General features: G+C 68.1%; 15 protein-coding genes and 1 other RNA gene. 1 reads left to right on the forward strand and 15 read right to left on the reverse strand.

The annotated features are described in order from the left end of the window. Position 1: 1 nt before the first annotated feature. The 14 genes from ftsW to FBZ83_RS06135 form a co-directional block, all read right to left on the reverse strand. Positions 2–1,123: a putative lipid II flippase FtsW gene (gene ftsW, locus FBZ83_RS06070; RefSeq protein ID WP_186464788.1), complete on the reverse strand. Its 1,122-nt coding sequence runs from the start codon at positions 1,121–1,123 to the stop codon at positions 2–4. Continuing rightward, the gene (murD, locus tag FBZ83_RS06075) at positions 1,123–2,526 is read right to left on the reverse strand and encodes a UDP-N-acetylmuramoyl-L-alanine--D-glutamate ligase (protein WP_145681513.1); all 1,404 of its coding nucleotides are present in this window, start codon (positions 2,524–2,526) and stop codon (positions 1,123–1,125) included. The genes ftsW and murD overlap by 1 nt, the downstream gene beginning before the upstream one ends. 13 nt (positions 2,527–2,539) lie before the next feature. Next, positions 2,540–3,625, reverse strand: coding sequence for a phospho-N-acetylmuramoyl-pentapeptide-transferase (gene mraY, locus FBZ83_RS06080; protein ID WP_014241218.1), 1,086 nt, complete (start codon positions 3,623–3,625; stop codon positions 2,540–2,542). A gap of 10 nt (positions 3,626–3,635) precedes the next feature. Continuing rightward, positions 3,636–5,132 carry a UDP-N-acetylmuramoylalanyl-D-glutamyl-2,6-diaminopimelate--D-alanyl-D-alanine ligase gene (locus FBZ83_RS06085; RefSeq protein ID WP_145681514.1) on the reverse strand — a complete coding sequence of 499 codons (1,497 nt, stop codon included), beginning with the start codon at positions 5,130–5,132 and terminating at the stop codon, positions 3,636–3,638. Then, positions 5,129–6,598 carry a UDP-N-acetylmuramoyl-L-alanyl-D-glutamate--2,6-diaminopimelate ligase gene (locus tag FBZ83_RS06090; protein WP_247888163.1) on the reverse strand — a complete coding sequence of 490 codons (1,470 nt, stop codon included), beginning with the start codon at positions 6,596–6,598 and terminating at the stop codon, positions 5,129–5,131. Before FBZ83_RS06090 ends, FBZ83_RS06085 begins: the two co-directional genes overlap by 4 nt. After that, the gene (locus FBZ83_RS06095) at positions 6,561–8,366 is read right to left on the reverse strand and encodes a peptidoglycan D,D-transpeptidase FtsI family protein (protein ID WP_145681515.1); all 1,806 of its coding nucleotides are present in this window, start codon (positions 8,364–8,366) and stop codon (positions 6,561–6,563) included. Before FBZ83_RS06095 ends, FBZ83_RS06090 begins: the two co-directional genes overlap by 38 nt. Beyond that, on the reverse strand, positions 8,363–9,091 hold the full coding sequence (gene ftsL, locus FBZ83_RS06100) for a cell division protein FtsL (RefSeq protein ID WP_145681516.1): 729 nt from the start codon (positions 9,089–9,091) through the stop codon (positions 8,363–8,365). The genes FBZ83_RS06095 and ftsL overlap by 4 nt, the downstream gene beginning before the upstream one ends. Next, positions 9,088–10,092, reverse strand: coding sequence for a 16S rRNA (cytosine(1402)-N(4))-methyltransferase RsmH (gene rsmH / locus FBZ83_RS06105; RefSeq protein ID WP_145681517.1), 1,005 nt, complete (start codon positions 10,090–10,092; stop codon positions 9,088–9,090). Before rsmH ends, ftsL begins: the two co-directional genes overlap by 4 nt. After that, entirely contained in the window at positions 10,089–10,586 is a 498-nt protein-coding gene (locus FBZ83_RS06110) for a division/cell wall cluster transcriptional repressor MraZ (protein ID WP_014241212.1), read from the reverse strand. The genes rsmH and FBZ83_RS06110 overlap by 4 nt, the downstream gene beginning before the upstream one ends. A 553-nt stretch (positions 10,587–11,139) precedes the next feature. After that, positions 11,140–11,557, reverse strand: an RNA gene (gene rnpB / locus FBZ83_RS06115) — RNase P RNA component class A. 75 nt (positions 11,558–11,632) lie between these two features. Then, positions 11,633–12,355 (reverse strand): N-acetylmuramoyl-L-alanine amidase, encoded by a 723-nt coding sequence (locus tag FBZ83_RS06120; RefSeq protein WP_145681518.1) that lies wholly within the window; start codon positions 12,353–12,355, stop codon positions 11,633–11,635. Between the two features lie 22 nt (positions 12,356–12,377). Next, entirely contained in the window at positions 12,378–13,256 is an 879-nt protein-coding gene (locus FBZ83_RS06125) for a DMT family transporter (RefSeq protein WP_145681519.1), read from the reverse strand. Next, the gene (locus FBZ83_RS06130) at positions 13,253–15,079 is read right to left on the reverse strand and encodes an ATP-binding cassette domain-containing protein (protein ID WP_145681520.1); all 1,827 of its coding nucleotides are present in this window, start codon (positions 15,077–15,079) and stop codon (positions 13,253–13,255) included. Before FBZ83_RS06130 ends, FBZ83_RS06125 begins: the two co-directional genes overlap by 4 nt. A gap of 119 nt (positions 15,080–15,198) precedes the next feature. Next, positions 15,199–15,936, reverse strand: coding sequence for a TerB family tellurite resistance protein (locus FBZ83_RS06135; protein ID WP_145681521.1), 738 nt, complete (start codon positions 15,934–15,936; stop codon positions 15,199–15,201). Positions 15,937–16,257: 321 nt separating this feature from the next. Between FBZ83_RS06135 and FBZ83_RS06140 the strand changes: the two genes are divergently transcribed. Then, positions 16,258–16,815: a GNAT family N-acetyltransferase gene (locus tag FBZ83_RS06140; protein WP_145681522.1), complete on the forward strand. Its 558-nt coding sequence runs from the start codon at positions 16,258–16,260 to the stop codon at positions 16,813–16,815. Between the two features lie 51 nt (positions 16,816–16,866). Here the strand turns inward: FBZ83_RS06140 and FBZ83_RS06145 are convergent, their stop codons facing one another. Further along, entirely contained in the window at positions 16,867–17,418 is a 552-nt protein-coding gene (locus FBZ83_RS06145) for a hypothetical protein (protein WP_145681523.1), read from the reverse strand. Positions 17,419–17,548: the final 130 nt, after the last annotated feature.

Consider the following 17,548-nt stretch of genomic DNA (forward strand, 5'->3'; position numbering starts at 1 on the left):
GTCACTCCGCCGGGCCGAAGCGCTTGCGGGTCAGCGCCAGCACCATGCCCATGCCGAAGCCCAGCGCCAGCAGCGAGGAGCCGCCGTAGGAGATGAAGGGCAGCGTCATGCCCTTGGTCGGCATCAGATGCAGGGCGGAGCCCATGTTGATCGCCGCCTGGAGGCCGAACTGGATCAGCAGGCCGCTCGCCGCCAGCAGCACGAAGTAGTTGGTGTCGTTGAACACCCGCGCGAAGCCGCGCAGCACGATGAAGGCAAACAGGATGATGATGATCAGGCAGAAGATCAGCCCCATCTCCTCGCCGGCGACGGCGAAGATGAAGTCGGCGTGGCTGTCCGGCAGCGAATACTTCACCGTTCCCTGGCCGGGGCCGGTGCCCATCAGCCCACCGTTGGCGAAGGCCTCCAGCGAACGGCTGACCTGATAGGTGTCGCCGCTCGACGGGTCGAGGAAGCGGTTGATGCGGCTGTGGACGTGCGGCAGCGTGAAGTAGGCGCCGACGAGACCGGCGACGCCCAGCACGCCCAGGCCGCCGACCAGCATGATGTTCAGACCGGCCAGGAAGAACTGCGAGAACCACACCGCCGACACCACCACCGTCATGCCCAGGTCGGGCTGGAGCAGCAGGCCGCCGACGGTGAGGCCGTAGAGCAGGATCGACAGGATCGTGCCGGGAAATCCGGGGTTGGTGCGCGACAGCGAGAACAGCCACGCCCCGACCACCGCGAAGGCCGGCTTCACGAACTCCGACGGCTGGATCGACAGGCCGGGGATATGGATCCAGCGCCGCGCGCCCTTGATCTCCACGCCGACGACCAGCGTCGCGTAGACCATCGCCACCGCGATCAGGAAGACCACCAGCGCCGCCCGCCGTACGCCGCGCGGGCTGAGCAGCGAGACGCCGCACATGATGGCGACGCTGGGGATCAGCATCATCAGGTGGCGTTCGACGAAGTAGAAGGTGTCCTGGATGCCGATGCGCTCCGCCACCGGCGGGCTGGCCGCGGTGATCAGGACCGTGCCGAGCGCCATCAGCACCGCCAGCGCGGCGAGCTGCCAGCGGTCGACCGTCCACCACCAGCGGCCGAAGATGGATTGGTCGGTGCGGTCGAAGGTCATCATCAGGCGCGGTCCCCCGGAACGGCGTTGCCTTCGAGGCGGTTCACGGCGTCGGCGAAGGCCTCGCCGCGCTTCTCGAAATTCGCGAACTGGTCCCAAGAGGCGCAGGCCGGCGACAACAGCACGCAGGCGCCGGGCAGCGCCTCGGCCAGCGCCAGCTCCGCCGCGGCGTTGACCGCCACGTCCAGCGTGCCGCAGCGGGTGTGCGGGACTTTGTTGGCCTCCAGCCACACCGCGAAGCGGTCCGACGCCTCGCCGATCAGGAAGGCGTGGCGGACGCGCGGCGCGTAGGCCTCCAGCCCGTCGAGCCCGGTCTCCTTCGCCTGACCGCCGAGGATCCAGTAGATCGGGTCGAAGGTCGCCAGCGCCTTTTCCGTCGCGTCGGCGTTGGTCGCCTTGCTGTCGTTGACGAAGCGCACGCCGTCGATGGTCCGCACCAGCTGCTGGCGGTGGGCGAGGCCGGGGAAGGTGGTCATGGCGGCGACGATGGCCGGGGCCGGCACGCCCGCCGCCTTGCAGGCGGCATAGGCCGCGGCGGCGTTCTGCCAGTTGTGCGTGCCGAGCAGCGCCGGGAAGGCGGCCAGCTCGGCCACGCGCTCCGCGGCGCCGAAGGTGTCGTCGACCAGCCAGCCGTCCGCGGCGTAGACGCCGCCGGCCACCGGTCCCAGGGCGGAGACCGGCCAGATCACCTGGTCGCCCTTGGCCTTCAGCTCCTCCCAGATCGCCCGGCAGGTCGGGTCATCCACGCCGATCACCGCGGTGCGCGGCTTGGTCTGGCGGTGGAAGATCAGTTTCTTCGCGGCGACGTAGCCGTCCATGCCGCCGTGCCGGGCCAGATGGTCCGGCGTGATGTTGAGCAGCACCGCCACATCGAAGGTGATCGAGTAGGTCAGCTCGAGTTGGTAGCTCGACATCTCCAGCACATAGCTGCCGCCGGCCCCCACGGAGGGGAAGGTCAGCGCCGGGGTGCCCAGGTTGCCGCCGACCGCGATGCGCCGCCCGGCGGCCTCCATCACATGGCCGATCAGGGTGGTGGTGGTGGACTTCCCGTTGGTGCCGGTGATGCCGATGTAGGCCGAATCACGCTCCGACCGGGCCAGCAACTCGATGTCGCAGACCAGCTCGATGTTCGCCGCGCGGGCGCGCAGGGCCACCGGGTGGGGCTTCGGGTGGGTGTGCGGGATGCCCGGCGACCAGACGATGGTGGTCAGCTCGGTCAGGTCCGCCTTGGTCAGGTCCACGACCTTGTAGCCCTTGGCCAGCGCCGCGGCGCGGCTGGACTCGTTGTCGTCCCACACCCACACGTCGGCGCCGCTCTGGACGAGCGCCTCCGCCGTGGCGAGGCCCGACTTGCCCAGCCCCATGACCGCCACCGGCAGTCCTTCCATATAGAACAGGTTGATCATCGGGCGGCGACCCTTACCGGAGCTTCAGCGTGGACAGGCCGACCAGGGCCAGGATGGAGGCGATGATCCAGAAGCGGATGACCACGGTGGACTCCGCCCATCCCTTCTTCTCGAAGTGATGGTGCAGGGGCGCCATGCGGAACACGCGCTTTCCGGTCAGCTTGAACGAGGCGACCTGGACGATCACCGACACGGTCTCCAGCACGAACAGGCCGCCGATGATCGCCAGCACGATCTCGTGCTTGGTGACCACGCTGACGGCTCCCAGCGCGCCGCCGAGGGCCAGCGAGCCGGTGTCGCCCATGAAGACCATGGCGGGGGGCGCGTTGTACCAGAGGAATCCGATCCCCGCACCGACCAGAGCCCCGCAGAAAACGGCAAGCTCACCAGCACCGGGCACATGGTGGATCTGGAGATAGTTGGCGAAGATCGCGTTGCCGGTGAGGTAGGCGATCAGGCCGAAGCAGCCCGCCGCGATCATCGTCGGCACGATGGCCAGCCCATCCAGCCCGTCGGTCAGGTTCACCGCGTTCGAGGCGCCGACCATGACGAAGGCGCCGACGGGGATGAAGAACCAGGAGAGCTGGATCAGGAAATCCTTCACGAAGGGCACGGCCAGACCGCCGGACAGCGGCGGCGCCGACACATACATGATGGCGGCGGCGGCGGAGACCCCGATGATGATCTCCCAGGTCAGGCGGAAGCGGCCCGACAGGCCCTTGGTGTTGCGCTTGGTCAGCTTCAGGTAGTCGTCGCCGAAGCCGATCAGCCCGTAGCCGATCGTCACCAGCAGCACGATCCAGGTGTAGGCGTTGGTCAGGTCGACCCACAGCAGCGTGCTGATCGACACGGCGATCAGGATCATCAGGCCGCCCATGGTGGGCGTGCCCTTCTTCTTCATATGGCTTTCCGGCCCGTCGGAGCGGATCGGCTGGCCCTCGCCCTGCTTGCGCTTCAGCCACGCGATCAGGCGCGGAAAGAACACGAAGCTGATGACGAGCGCCGTCAGCACCGCGCCTCCCGTCCGGAAGGTCAGATACCGGAACAGGTTGAACGGCGTGAAGACGTCCGCCAGGGGAAAGAGCAGGTTGTAGAGCATCGTGGAGCGGTCAGCCTTTGTGGCCCTGCGCCGCGGTCTGATCCGTGTCAGCCGCGGGCGAGGAGCCGTTGTTGTTCTTTTCGGTTTGCTTGCTGTCTTTGGTGTCCAGGGCGGACAGGGCATCCACCACCGTCGCCATGCGGCTGCCAAGGGACCCCTTGATGAGCACCACGTCGCCGCCGCGCACCGCACCGGCCAGGAGGGGGGCCAATTCGGCGCTGGTCTCCGTCCAGGCGCCGCGCATGGCGGCGGGCAGACGGTCGAACAGGGCGCGCATGTGCGGGCCGCAGGCGTAGACCGCGTCCACATGGGCGGCGCGCAGCGGCTCGGCCAGCGCGGCGTGCAGGGCGTCGGCGCGGTCGCCCAGCTCCCGCATGTCGCCCAGCACGGCGAGGCGCCGGCCGCCGGCGCCGGGGTCGATCTTGCCGAGCACCGCAAAGGTTGCGGTCATGGCGGCGGGGCTGGCGTTGTAGCTCTCGTCGATCAGGGTGAAGGCGCCCCGCGCGGCCTGGACGCGCTTGCGCGTGCCGCGGCCCTTGACCGGCGCGATGGTCGACAGGGCGCGGGCCGCCGCGGCGACGTCGGCGCCCAGCGCCTTCACCGCCAGCAGCACGGCGAGGCTGTTCATCACCCAATGCCGGCCGGGCAGGGCCAGGCAGTACTGGATGCGCTCGCCCCGGATGATCGCGGTCACGGCGCTGCAAGTGGCGTGCAGCGAGCACTCCACCAGACGCGCGTCGGCGTCGGCGTGGGAGCCGAAGCTCCAGATGCGGCTCAACCCCTGGGTGCGCGCGGCGGCGAGCAGGCGGGCGAAATGCGGGTTGTCGCGGTTGAGGACGGCGACCCCGTTGGGGTTCATGCCCTCGAAGATCTCGGCCTTGGCGTCGGCGATCGCCTCGACGGACTCGAAGAACTCCAGGTGGGCCGCCTCGACCGTCGTGATGACCGCGACGTCGGGCATCACCTGCCGCGACAGCGGGCCAAGCTCGCCGGCGTGGTTCATGCCCAGCTCGAACACGCCGAACTCGCTGTCCTCCGGCATGCGGGCCAGCGACAGGGGGACGCCCCAATGGTTGTTCAGGCTGCCTTCGGTGGCGAAGGTGCGGCCCTGCGCCGACAGGACGTGGCGCAGCGCCTCCTTGGTGCTGGTCTTGCCGACCGAGCCGGTGACGCCCACCACCCTGGCCTGGGTGCGCAGCCGCGCGACGTGGCCGAGATCGCCCAGCGCGGCCAGCGTGTCCTGCTCCACCGCCAGAAGGGAGGCGTCGCCCGGCACGCCGGGCGGCACGGTGCTGACCAGCGCCGCGGCGGCGCCGGCCTCCAGCGCCTTGGCGACGAAGTCATGCCCGTCGAAGTTCGGCCCCTTGATGGCGACGAACAGGTCGCCCGGAGCCACCTTGCGGCTGTCGATGCTGACCCCGGTCGCCTCCCAGGAGCGCGTCGCCTGACCGCTGGTGGCGGCGGCGGCGTCCTCGGCGGTCCACAGGACGGTCTTGGCCTCGCTCATGCTGCTCCAACCTCTGCCACGGCGGCTCGTGCCTCGGTCGCGTCGTCGAAGGGAAGGACCTCCGTCCCGACGATCTGACCATGCTCATGTCCCTTGCCGGCGATGACCAGGACGTCACCGGGCCGAAGGCTGCGGACGGCTGCGCGGATGGCCTCGCGCCGGTCGCCGATCTCCTCCAGGGCCGGATGGCCCGCCAGGACCTCCTTGCGGATGGCCGCCGGCACCTCGGTGCGCGGGTTGTCGTCGGTGACGATGGCGCGGTCGGCCAAACGGCCGGCCAACTCCCCCATCACCGGCCGCTTCCCGCGGTCGCGGTCGCCGCCGCACCCGAAGACCGCGATCAGGCGGTTCCGGGCGTGCTGCTTCAGCGCCAGCAGCACCGTTTCCAGCGCGTCGGGCGTGTGGGCGAAATCGACATAGACCGCCGCCCCGCAGGGGTGGGTGGCGACGTGCTGCAGGCGTCCCGGCACGCCTTCAAGGCGGGTCAGGGTGGCCAGAGCCTCGTCACGGTCCGCGCCGGAGCCGATCACCAGGCCGAGCGCGCACAGCACGTTCCACGCCTGGAAGCGGCCCGCCAGCGGCAGGTCCACGGTGATGCCGCGGCCCAGGACCGTCAGGTTCAGGCGCTGGCCGTGGGCCAGCGGCTCGACCCCGTTCACCCGGATCTCGCGGCCGGCCAGACCGTATCCGAAGACGCGGTGACCGCGCTGTGAACAAATCCCGGCAAGCTCGGCAAAAGTGCCGCTGTCGGCGTTCAGGACGGCGGTTCCCCCATCGGGCAACACCCGTCCGAACAGCATCGCCTTGGCCTGGAGGTAGGCCTCCATCGTGCCGTGGTAGTCCAGATGGTCGCGGGTCAGGTTGGTGAAGCCCGCGGCCTTGAGGGCCACGCCGTCGAGACGGAACTGCTCCAGCCCGTGGCTGGACGCCTCCATGGCCAGATGCTCGATCCCCTTGTCCTTGACGGCGGCGAGGTCGCGGTGGAGCGACACCGGGTCCGGCGTGGTCATCCCGCCGTAATCGTCCAGCCCCGGCCCGATCAGCCCGAGCGTGCCCAGGCTGGCCGCCTTCAGGCCCATCAGCTCCCACATCTGGCGGGCGAACTGCACGGTGGAGGTCTTGCCGTTGGTCCCCGTCACGGCGACCACGGTGTCCGGCTGCCGCCCGTGGAAGGCGGCGGCGAGGCGCGCGAAGAGGCGGCGCGGCTGCTCGTCGGCGACCAGAGCGGCGGCGCTGCCGGCGGGCAGGGCGGTCCCGACGGGCGCCACCACCGCGACGGCGCCCTTGGCGAGCGCGTCGGCGATGAAGGCGCGCCCGTCCGCCTTCGCGCCCGGCAGGGCGGCAAAGACGAAACCGGGCCTGACCGCGCGGCTGTCCGCGGTCAGCCCGGTCACTTCGACGGCGGGTGCCTCGGTGGCGGACGCCGTGTCAGCGCGGCTTGTTGCCAGCAGGTGGGACAGAAGCAACGGTGCTGCCTTTCGGTTGCGCGGGCGGAGGCGGCGGTGCGGGCGGGGTGGTCTGACCGGCGGTGTTGATGTAGGTGGCGTTGATGACGTCGGGCGACGCCTCATCCACCGGCTGGACGCCCAGCAGCGGTCCGATCTGCTTCACGATCCGACCGACCGCGGGGGCGGCGACCCAGCCGCCGGTGGCGAAGCCGTAGGTCTTCTTGGTGCCCTTCGGCTCGTCGATCAGGACATAGACGATGTAGCGGGGGTCGTGCATCGGGAAGGCGCCGAGGAACGACGACATGCGGGAGTTCCGGGCGTAGCTCCGGCCCTTCTGCTTGTCCGCCGTGCCGGTCTTGCCGCCGACGACGTAGCCCTTGGCGTTGGCCGACTTCGCCGTGCCGTCGGTGACCACGAAGCGGAAGAGGCGACGCATCATCGCCGAGGTCTTCGGGCTGATGACCTGCTCGCCGGGCACCTCGACCGTGGGGTCGCGCTTCAGCAGGGTCGGCGGGTGCAGCACGCCGCCGTTGATGATCGAGGCCGCGGCGTTGACCGTGTGCATCGGGCTGACCGACATGCCGTGGCCGAAGGAGATGGTCATGGTGTTGACCTCCCGCCACGGATTCGGCACCAGCGGCCAGCCGTTCTCCGGCAGTTCCAGCGAAGTCGGGCGGGTCATGCCCAGCTTGGTCAGGAAGGACTTCTGGTGTTGCACGCCGAGCGTCAGCGCCATGCGCACCGACCCGAGGTTCGACGATTCCTGGAACACCTCCGCCACGGTCAGGTTGTGTTTGAACGCGTGGAATTCGCGGATCGTGAAGCGGCCGACCTTGATGTTGTTGATGGTGTCGAAGGTGTCGGACACGCGAATCTTGCCCGAATCCAGCGACATCGCGGTGTTGAAGATCTTGAAGGTGGAGCCCATTTCGTACACGCCGAGCGTCGCGCGGTTGAACAGCGTGTCCGCGTCAAGTCCTGTCGGGTTGTGCGGATCGAAGTCGGGCAGCGAAACCATCGACATGACTTCGCCGTTGCGGACATCGTAAATGATGCCGGCGGCGCCGATGGCGCTGAACTCTTCGATCGTCGCCTGCAATTCCTTCTTCATAATATGCTGAAGGCGCAGGTCGATCGACAGCTGCAGCGGCTTCGGGTCGGTGGTCAGCCGCTTGTTGAACTGCTGCTCCAGCCCGGCGAGGCCGTTGTTGTCCACGCCGGTGAAGCCGACCAGATGCGAGGTCAGGTTGGAGGCCGGGTAGAAGCGGCGCTCCTCCCGTTCGAAATAGACGCCGGGCAGGCCGAGCCGGAACACCGCCGCCTGCTGCTTGGGCGTCAGGTTGCGCTTGATCCAGACGAACCGCTTGTCGCCGCTGAGCTTGGCCAGCAGGTCCTTGTAGTCCAGCTCGGGCAGCGCGGTGGTCAGCTTGCGCGCCACCTCGTCCGGGCGGCTGATCAGCTTCGGGTCGGCGTAGAGCGACTGCGTGGCGAGCGAGGTCGCCAGCAGGTTGCCGTTGCGGTCCACAATGTCGGCGCGGTTGACCGGCGGGGCGTCGACCTCCGCGGCCATGCGCGGGCGCGGTTCCGCCGCGTGGTTGAACAGCGTCGCGTCCACCAGCTTCACGCCGATGGCGGAAAAGACCACGGCGACCATGGCCGCGGTCACCATCAACCGGTTCCGGCTCTGCTCCAGCGCGACCGACAGCGACGTCCGCGGCTTGGAGGCCGGGGGCGGAACGCTGTAGGCGCCGTGCGCGGGATCGATGCCGGGCGGCGGAACGCTCATCGGTTGGCTCCGAGACGGGCGACGAGAAGACCGATGCTGTCATGCTGGGCCGGGGCGGCCGGCGGCGGGGCGGCCTGGAAGCCGGCCTGCTGCGGCTGCGGACGGGCTGCGGGCGGCGGCGCCAGCGTCCGCGCGGTGACCGGCGGCTTGGTGGCGACCTCCGTCGGCCCGGTCGTCACCATGCGCGCCGGGGCCGACTTGGCGGCGGAGGGCAGGGGCGGCGCCTTGGCCGAGGCGGGCACGATGGCCGAGGGCTTGATCGGGGCCGGCTTGATCGGCGAGGCCGAGGCCGGAATGATCACGCCGCCCTGAACGCCACCCTGTACGATGGCGCCGCCGCCCACGACGCTGTCCCCGGTGGAGGCGGTCGCCACGTTCGGCGCCTTGCCCGGCGTCTGGTTGCGGACCATCGGCGGCAGCGGGGCCTCCTCCGGCGCGACGGTCGGCGAGGGGCGCATCGGGACGATGTTCATCGCCACGAACTGGCGCGCCTCGGTCGGCTGCAGCGCCAGATGCTCGCGCGACAGATTCTCGAGACGGGTCGGGTCGTTGAGGAAGCTCCACTCGGCCTTGAGGACCTGGATGGCCTCCTGCTCCACCATGATCTTGCGGTTGAGCGAGCCCAGCTTTTCTTCCAGCTCCTGAACCTCGTAGCTGGTCTCGAACAGGACGAAGCCGGCGGCGGCGATCAGCCCACCCCAGAAAAGTGCGGATTTGTATTTCATGCCGCCTCCTTGCCGGGCGCCGGATAGGCCGGCGCCGCCGTGCGTTCAGCCGCGCGCAGCCGGGCAGAGCGCGCGCGTGGGTTGCTGTGGGCTTCCTGGTCCGTCGGCACGATGGGCTTGCGCGACAGAAGCCGGAAGGATGGGGAGCGCGCGTCTGCCGCAAGGCTCGGCGCGTGTCGGGACGGGGAGGGCGGGGGCGAGGAGCGTTCCTTCAGGAACGTCTTCACTTCCCGGTCCTCCAGCGAATGGAAGGAGACGACGGCGAGACGGCCGCCGGGCTTCAGCAGCGATTCGGCGGCGGCGAGGCCGCGGCGCAGCTCGCCCAGCTCGTCGTTCACATGGATGCGCAGCGCCTGGAAGGTGCGGGTCGCCGGGTCGATGGCGTCGCCCTTCCCCTTCGGCACCACCGACCGTACCACGTCGGCCAGCTGCTTGGTGCGCGCGAACGGGGTGTCCAGACGCGCGGCGACGATGGCGCGGGCCACGCGGCGGGCCATGCGCTCCTCGCCGTAATGGAAGACGATGTCGGCCAGCTCGTCCTGGGTGGCGGTGTTCACCACGTCGGCGGCGGTCGGCCCATCGCGTCCCATCCGCATGTCGAGCGGGCCGTCGAATCGGAAGGAGAAGCCGCGCTCCGGCTCGTCGATCTGCGGGGAGGAGACGCCGATGTCCAGCGCCACGCCGTCCACCGATTCGACGCCGTGCTCGGCGAGCAGCCGGCCCATGTCGCCGAATCGGCCTTCGACGATCGCCAGCCGGCCCGGGTAGGCGAGGGCGAGCTGGCGGCCGCGCTCGATGGCTTCGGGATCGCGGTCGATTCCCCAGACCCGGCAGTCGGCGCGGTCGAGAATCGCGCGGGCATAGCCGCCGGCGCCGAAGGTGCCGTCCACATAGACGCCGCCGTCGCGCGGGGAGAGCGCGTCCACGACCTCGTTCAGCAGGACGGAGATGTGCGGCGAATCCGGAGCGGAGGAGACGGGGGCAGGAGGCTTCACGGTCATGCGCCCTCCCCTGCCCGGCCGGCGGCGGCGCGGGACGCCTTGGCGACGATCTGGCTCAGCGAAATGTCCTTGCGCACGACCTGGTCGCGCAGCGTCTGTTCATGGGCCTTCAGGGCGCCGGGCTCCCAGATCTGGAAGGTCTTGCGGCGGCCGATGAAGGCGGCTTCCTCGTCGATTCCGGCGAATTCGGCGAGTTCCTTGGGCAGGACGATTCGGCCTTCGGTGTCCAGCGAGACGGGGATCAGCTTGCCGAAGATGAAGGTCTCGATCATGTCGCGCTCGTCCGAATCCAGATCGGGGGATTCCAGGCTTTCGGACAGCACGTCGAGATAATCCTGATCGGCGCCTTCCAGCGCCTGATGATTCAGCGAAGGCCAGAGGTAAACGGTGCCGGGAGCCGACGTCTTGGCAAGCGACTGCCGGAACTGCGCCGGGATGGAGCAGCGGCCTTTCCTGTCAACTTTGTTGACGTATGTGGACAGGAAAATGGCCATCGGCCTGACGAACGCCCCCCTTATCCCGTTGCCGGTCTTCGCCGTCGCGAAGCCCTATCCGCTCTTGCCGCTGAACGCGCCCGGTTTGGCTACCTTGGTTGGGTAGTTCCCCCTCCAAACTGGGCTTTCATGGGATAGCATGGGACAGTTTGGGCGTCAACGCCCCCTCCAGTATTCATATGGTGCTGTCAAGACTTTTGGCCCGATGTGTTGCCGGCGTGCAAATAGGTGAGGCGAATCGGCGAGAATCGGCAATATATCAGGGCCGGGATGAGCGATTACGCGGGATTGCGCCACAGAGTTCGCAGGATGTTCCGTGAGTCCCGCGAATGGTTCCCAACATGTGGCTTTCCATAAAGGCGAATCGCATCCTACGAATGGTATAGCCTGCTGGGGTAACCTGCCGTGGTTGGGCATGGGACGGCATGGGAATTTGCCCCACAGTTATCCACCGCCTGTGGATGAAGCTGGGGACATCTGTGGACAAGGGGGCGCCATCCCAGGCCCGCGCTGCGGGAAAGGGGTGCTCCGGTGTCCGGTGGTGGTGGGGATAAACGCCAGATGGCCTGTAAGCCGGGTTTTGTCCTCAGGTTACCCTGATGGATGGCCATTCATCTGGGACGCCGGTTGCCCGGCGCCTCACGCAACCAACCCGGGCGGCGGCGCGGAAACGCGCTTGGCCCCAGACCATCCCGACCGATCAAGGATCAGCGGAGATGGCGGGCCGTGCCGCCCCTATTCGGTCTTGCTCCCGGTGGGGTTTACCATGCCGCCCCTGTTGCCAGGCGCGCGGTGCGCTCTTACCGCACCCTTTCACCCTTACCGCCGGCACGAGGCCGGTGGCGGTTTGCTCTCTGTGGCACTTTCCCTAGGGTCGCCCCCGCCGGCCGTTAGCCGGCACCGTGTTCCCGTGGAGCCCGGACTTTCCTCCCCCGATCCAAAAGGTCGAAGGCGGCCATCCGGCCATCTGGCGCGGCACTGTGTATAGGGTCGCCATTCGATTCGCAACTTCGATTCGCAACGGTGTTCGGGAGCGATCCGGATTCTCAGCGCCCGGTCATCCGCAGCAGCGCGCGCAGCCGGCGCAGCGTCTCCGGGTCGGGCTCCCCGGTCAGGCGCTCGGGGTGGAAATGGCGCTGGAAGGACAGCAGAACCCGCGATTCGGCGGTGTCATACCCATAGCGTCCCAGAAGCGCCGCCACATCCTCCGCGGATTCCGCCAAGTCGACCGCCAAGTCGATCGGCGAGTCGTCCGCCGCGATGGGCTGGGGCCACAGCCCGATTCCGCGCGCGGCCAGCCCCGGCCAGTCGAACAGCTCGCCGGGGTCCTCCTTGCGGGCCGGGGCGATGTCGCTGTGGCCCAGCACATCGGCCGGCGCGATTCCATGACGCCCCATGATGTCGAGGCAGAGATCGGCCACGGCGGCCATCTGGACGGCGGGGAAGGGGCGGTAGCCGAACTCGTGCCCTGGATTGACGATCTCGATTCCGATGGAGCGGCTGTTGACGTCGGCCCGTCCCCGCCAGGAGGACAGGCCGGCGTGCCAGGCGCGCCGGTCCTCCGGCACATGGGCGTGGACGGCGCCGTCCTCGTCCACCGTGTAGTGGGCGCTGACCTGGGCGGCGGGGTCGCACAGCCGGCTCAGCGCCGACTCGGCGGTCGGCATCCCCGTGTAATGGAGAATCAGCAGCTCCACCCCCACGCCCTCGGGCCGCGGCCCGTGGTTGGGAGAGGGGCGGTCGATGCATCCGGTGCCCGTGCGCATCATGGTGTCCTCAGGTCGGGCTTCCTCAGGTCGGATTCGTCACCTTCTCCGCCAGCGCCGTCGGGCGCCGCTTCACGATGACGGCCATGCCGCCCACGGTCAACAGCCCGCCCAGGACCAGCCGGAGCGTGAAGGGATCGTCCATCAGCAGAACGCCGGCCAGCACGCCGAAGACCGGCACGGTCAGCAGGAAGGGCATGGTCTGGTTGACCGAGTATTTGCGCAGCAGCGGGTACCACATCCCATAGGCGCCCATGGTCACGCCCACCGCCATGTAGGCGACGGAGCCCCAGCCCCACAGGGTCGCGTCGGTGAGCGCGGCCATCTGGCCCTCCTCGAACAGGAAGGAGAGCAGCAGGAGCTGCGGGGCGGCGAACAGCGCCATCCAGCCGTTCAGCGCGAAGCCGTCCACCCCGACGATCATCTTCATCTGGATGCTGGCGACGGCGAAGGCGAAGCTGGCGCCCAGGATCATGAACAGCGGCACCAGCGACCCGGACAGCCGCGGCTCGCCGGCGATCACCGCGACGCCGGCGAAGGCCGCGGCCATGCCGATGGCCCGGCGCCAGCCCAGCTTGTCCTTGAAGATCAACGCGGCCAGGAGGGAGGAGAAGGGCACCTGCGCCTGTGCCGCCAGCGAGGCGGTGGCCGCGTCGATGCCGTTCAGCCCGGTGAACATCAGCGGGAAATGCACGGTCCCCAGCGTCACCGACAGGATCGCGATGGGCCGCACCGCGCTCCAGGGGATCCGCTTGAAAGGCAGGATCAGCGCCGCCACCGCGAGGAAGCGCAGGGCCATGATGAAGAGGGGCGGGAACTCGGCCAGCCCCCATTTGGCGACAACGAAGTTCAGGCCCCAGATCGCCATGACCAGGAGCGCCAGCAGCGAGTCGCGCAGACTCATCCGCGGCCGCCTTCCAACTCCTCGCGCAGGGCCTCCAGTTCCAGCCAGCGCTCCTCGGCGGCAGCCAGCTCGTTTTGTTTCGCCTGCAACTGATCGGACGTCTTCTGGAATTTGGCGGCGTCGCGGGCGAACAGGTCGGGATCGGCGAGCGCCGCTTCGAGCTTCGCCACCTCGGCGGTCAGCTTGTCCATGCGGGCGGGCAGGTCGTCCAGCTCCCGCTGGTCCTTGTAGCTGAGCTTGCCCTTCGGCTTGGCGGCCGCCGGGGCGGCGGCGGGCTTCGCCTTGGCCGGGGCGGCGGCCTTCTCCTTGGGCGGCGGGCGCTGCACCAGATAGTCGGAATAGCCGCCGGGATACTCGGCGATCACGCCGTCCCCCTCCACCGCGATGGTGCTGGTGACCAGCCGGTCGAGGAAGTCGCGGTCGTGGCTGACCAGCAGCAGCGTGCCCTGATAGTCGCCGAGCACGTCCTCCAGCAGGTCCAGCGTGTCCATGTCGAGGTCGTTGGTCGGCTCGTCGAGGATCATCATGTTGCTGGGCCGCGCGAACAGCCGGGCGAGCAGCAGCCGGTTGCGCTCACCGCCGGACAGCGCCTTGACCGGGCTGTCGAGCTGGCGCGTGTCGAACAGGAAGTCGCGCATGTAGCCGGCGACGTGGCGCGGCTGGCCGTTGACCATCACGCTGTCGCCGCCGAACGGGCAGAGCACCTTGCGGATGGTGTCCTCCGGGTCCAGCCCGTCGCGCCGCTGGTCGAAATAGGCGGTTTCCATGTTGGTGCCCAGCCGGACCGTGCCTTCGTCGGGCTCCATCTGGCCGGTCAGCATCTTCAGCAGCGTGGTCTTGCCGGCGCCGTTCGGCCCGATCAGCCCGACCCGGTCGCCGCGCAGGATGCGGGTGGAGAAGTCGTTGACGACGGTCTTGCGGCCGTCCGCCGTGTCGAAGCCCTTCGAGATGCGCTCCGCCTCGATGACCAAGCGCCCGCCGCGCTCGGCCTCGGCGACGGCGAGCTTGGCCTGCTGGCCGCCCTTGATGCGCTCGGCGCGGTCGGTGCGGAGCTGGAGCAGGGCGCGCACGCGGCCCATGTTGCGGGTGCGCCGGGCCGAGATGCCCTCGCGCAGCCACTTCATCTCGCCTTCGATCTTGCGGTCGAGCTTCTGGGCGGCGATCTCCTCCGATTCGAAGACCTCGGCCTGCCAGGTCTCGAACTCGGCGAAGCCGCGGTCGGTGGCGCGCACCGTGCCGCGGTCCAGCCACAGCGTCCGCCTGGCCAGCCGGTTGAGGAAGCTGCGGTCGTGCGAGATCAGCAGCAGGCCGCCGCGGTAGGCCAGCAACTCCTCCTCCAGCCACTCGATGGTGGGGAGGTCGAGGTGGTTGGTCGGCTCGTCGAGCAGCATCACGTCGGGGGCACCGACCAGCGTGCGGGCCAGCGCCGTGCGCCGCGCCTCGCCGCCCGACAGAGTGTTGGGGTCGAGATGGCCCGGCACCTGGAGCCGGTCCAGCACGGCGTCCACCCGGTGCGTCTCGTCCCGCTCGTCGGCGGGCAGGCCGGCGGCGACGTAGTCGTGCACGGTGGCGCAGCCGGTGAAGTCCGGCTCCTGCGGCAGATAGGCGATGCGGGCGCCCGGCTGGGTGAAGACGGTTCCGCCGTCCGGCTGGATCATGCCGGCCAGAACCTTCATCAGCGTCGATTTGCCGGACCCGTTCCGCCCGACCAGACAGGCCTTGTCGCCCCGTCCGATGGACAGGTCGATGGTTTCGAACAGCGGACGGCCACCGAAGGTGACGGACACGCCCTGGAGCGCGGTGATCGGAGCGGGAGGAGCCATGACCCAACGATACGGTGTGCGGAGGTGTGCTTATATAGCGTGCGGTCCGCAGGCCCGCGACACCCGATTGCGCCGGGGCGGGGATGCACGGGGAGGGACGGGGGCGCAATGGCGGGACCTTACCCCCGCCCGCGCTCCTTCTCGATCCGGTCGTAGGCGGCGTTGATGGCGGCGATTTTCTGCGTCGCCAGATCGACGAACTCCTGCGGCATGCCCTGGGCGATCAGCAGGTCGGGGTGATGCTCGCGCACCAAGCGGCGGTGCGCGGCCTTGACCGCCTCGTCGCTGGCCCGGCGGGAGACGCCGAGCACGCCGTAGGGATCGGTCTCGTTCGGCGTGCCGGCGATGTGGTGGCCGGCGACGATGCGCTCGAACTCATCGTCGGTGAAGCCGAAGATGTGGGCGACGGTGCGCAGATATTCGACTTCCGTCTCGTGCAGCTCGTCGTCGGCCTCGGCGATGGCCAGCAGGCTGTCGAGCAGTTCCTCCAGAACGGCGCGGCGGTCCTCGAACAGGCCGGCGATCTGCTGGGCGTAGTCCTCGAAGCCGTGGGTGTCCTTGCGGGCGAGATCGAAGACGTGGCCCACCGTGTCCAGCTCCTCCGGCGGGACGCGGAACAGGCGCTTGAAGGTGTCCACCTCCACCCGCTTCACCACGCCATCGGCGCGGGCCATCTTCGCCGACAGGGCGATCACGCCGATGGTGAAGGCGATGGACTTGGTGGCGTCCGCCGGGCCGCACAGGCCGCGGATGCCGCGCCCCACCGCGTAGCCAGCGGCCAGACCGATCAGGCCCCCGATCGGTCCGCCGATGGTAAAACCGGCCGCCCCGCCCAGGACGCTGCCCCAGATGCTCATTTTTATCCGCCTTTCGACCGCCGGAGCAGCATACCGGCAGTCCGGCGCCGCGCCAACCGGCCCATACTTTTTCGTTGTTTCCCAAAATCTTCGCGCGCCGCGCCCTTTTCATCCGTTGGGGGTACGGGATTTTCCGATGGAGCGAAATGTTGCTGCGCTGCAACAGAGCCTTGTCGTCGTCGCCAGGGGCCTTGCCCTTCGGCTGCTCCTTCGCCATGTTGCGCCGCAACAAAAGAGGGCGGCCGGTCCAGGCCGCCGATGGGGAAGCGGACGACGCGAAGCGGTGCGATGTCCCGAATCACCAGCGCCACGAGTCTCCCCATGTCCGCCATCCGCAAGCTTCTCCCCACCGAGAGCGGCCAATACCGCGCGCATCTGCTGCGGCTGGACAAGGCGGACCGCTACGCCCGCTTCACCGGCACCGTCTCCGGCGAGGTCATCGCCCAGCATTGCGAGTCGCTCGACTGGACGCGGACCACGCTGCTCGGCCTGTTCGACCGCGGCGAGCTGCGCGGCGCGGTGGAGCTGTGCTTCGACCGGCTGCTGTGGCCGGGTGCCGCGGAACTGGCGATCAGCGTCGAGACGGGGTTTCAGGGGCGGGGCGTCGGCTCCACCCTGGTCCGCCGCTCGCTGTCCATCTCTGCGAACCGGGGCATCCGGCAGGTCCATATGATGTGCCTGTCCGACAACACCCGCATGCGCGCCCTGTCGCGCCGCTTCGGCGGAACGATGGAACGCGACGGCGGGGAGTTCGCCATCACCTTCGATCTGCCGCGTCCTTCGCAGTTCTCGCTGGCGCTGGAGGCGTTCGAGGATGGGGCAGGGGCTGTGAACGCCGTGCTGGACAGCCTCCCGGCCGTTCTGAGGGTTGCCGCTTAGGTCGGTTCTGCAATTGGGCGGAGTTCATGAATAATTCTGAATATTTAAAATTTATTTTATGTTGCACCAATAATAATGGTCGCGGTATGGTGTTATTGTACATTCTCGAATAATGTCTCTTCCGGCCTCATTCATCTCGTAAAAGGGTTTTAACAATTCGTCGCTTTCATCGTAGATAAGCAGTGTTGTGCTTCCTGCAAAGCCATCCCACGCAAACGTGGCAAAGCGTTTTCCATTGTTTGGAAGCTTTGCGATTTCCAATTCATAACTGGGTAAGTTCGCTTGAAATCGAGCCCATTGGCCAAGGTGAAGCAGTGAACTGCCAAGGGTCTGCGGTACTACGATTGTTGCGGCAACGGACGCCGGAAGGAGGCCAAAGGAAATTGCCCTGCGCCATTGACGTTTCAAAACGTGTACAATGAAAAATGGAAGTGAAAATACCGTAGCAAAAAATAAAGGTATGGCAAAAACAGCAAGCAAGGCGAGCATGAAAAACGACGCCCCGCTCGCGACGACGGTGGCGGTGGTGAGGGCTGCTGCGAAAACTGGCCATAAGACGAATTTATCAATCTCATGCATTTTTACAGAGGGTGACGCGGTCATCTGGGCGGGCTTCTGCGGTGGCGCGATATGTAAATGTATCGCATGATTGTATATTTTGCGACAAATTCTCGTCTCTTCGTTGCGGCCCCCCGCATTTGCACTCTCCGGCTTGACCTGCGGCGGCGTATCG

This window comes from Azospirillum brasilense, from assembly GCF_007827815.1.
Classification (GTDB): Bacteria; Pseudomonadota; Alphaproteobacteria; order Azospirillales; family Azospirillaceae; genus Azospirillum; species Azospirillum brasilense_C.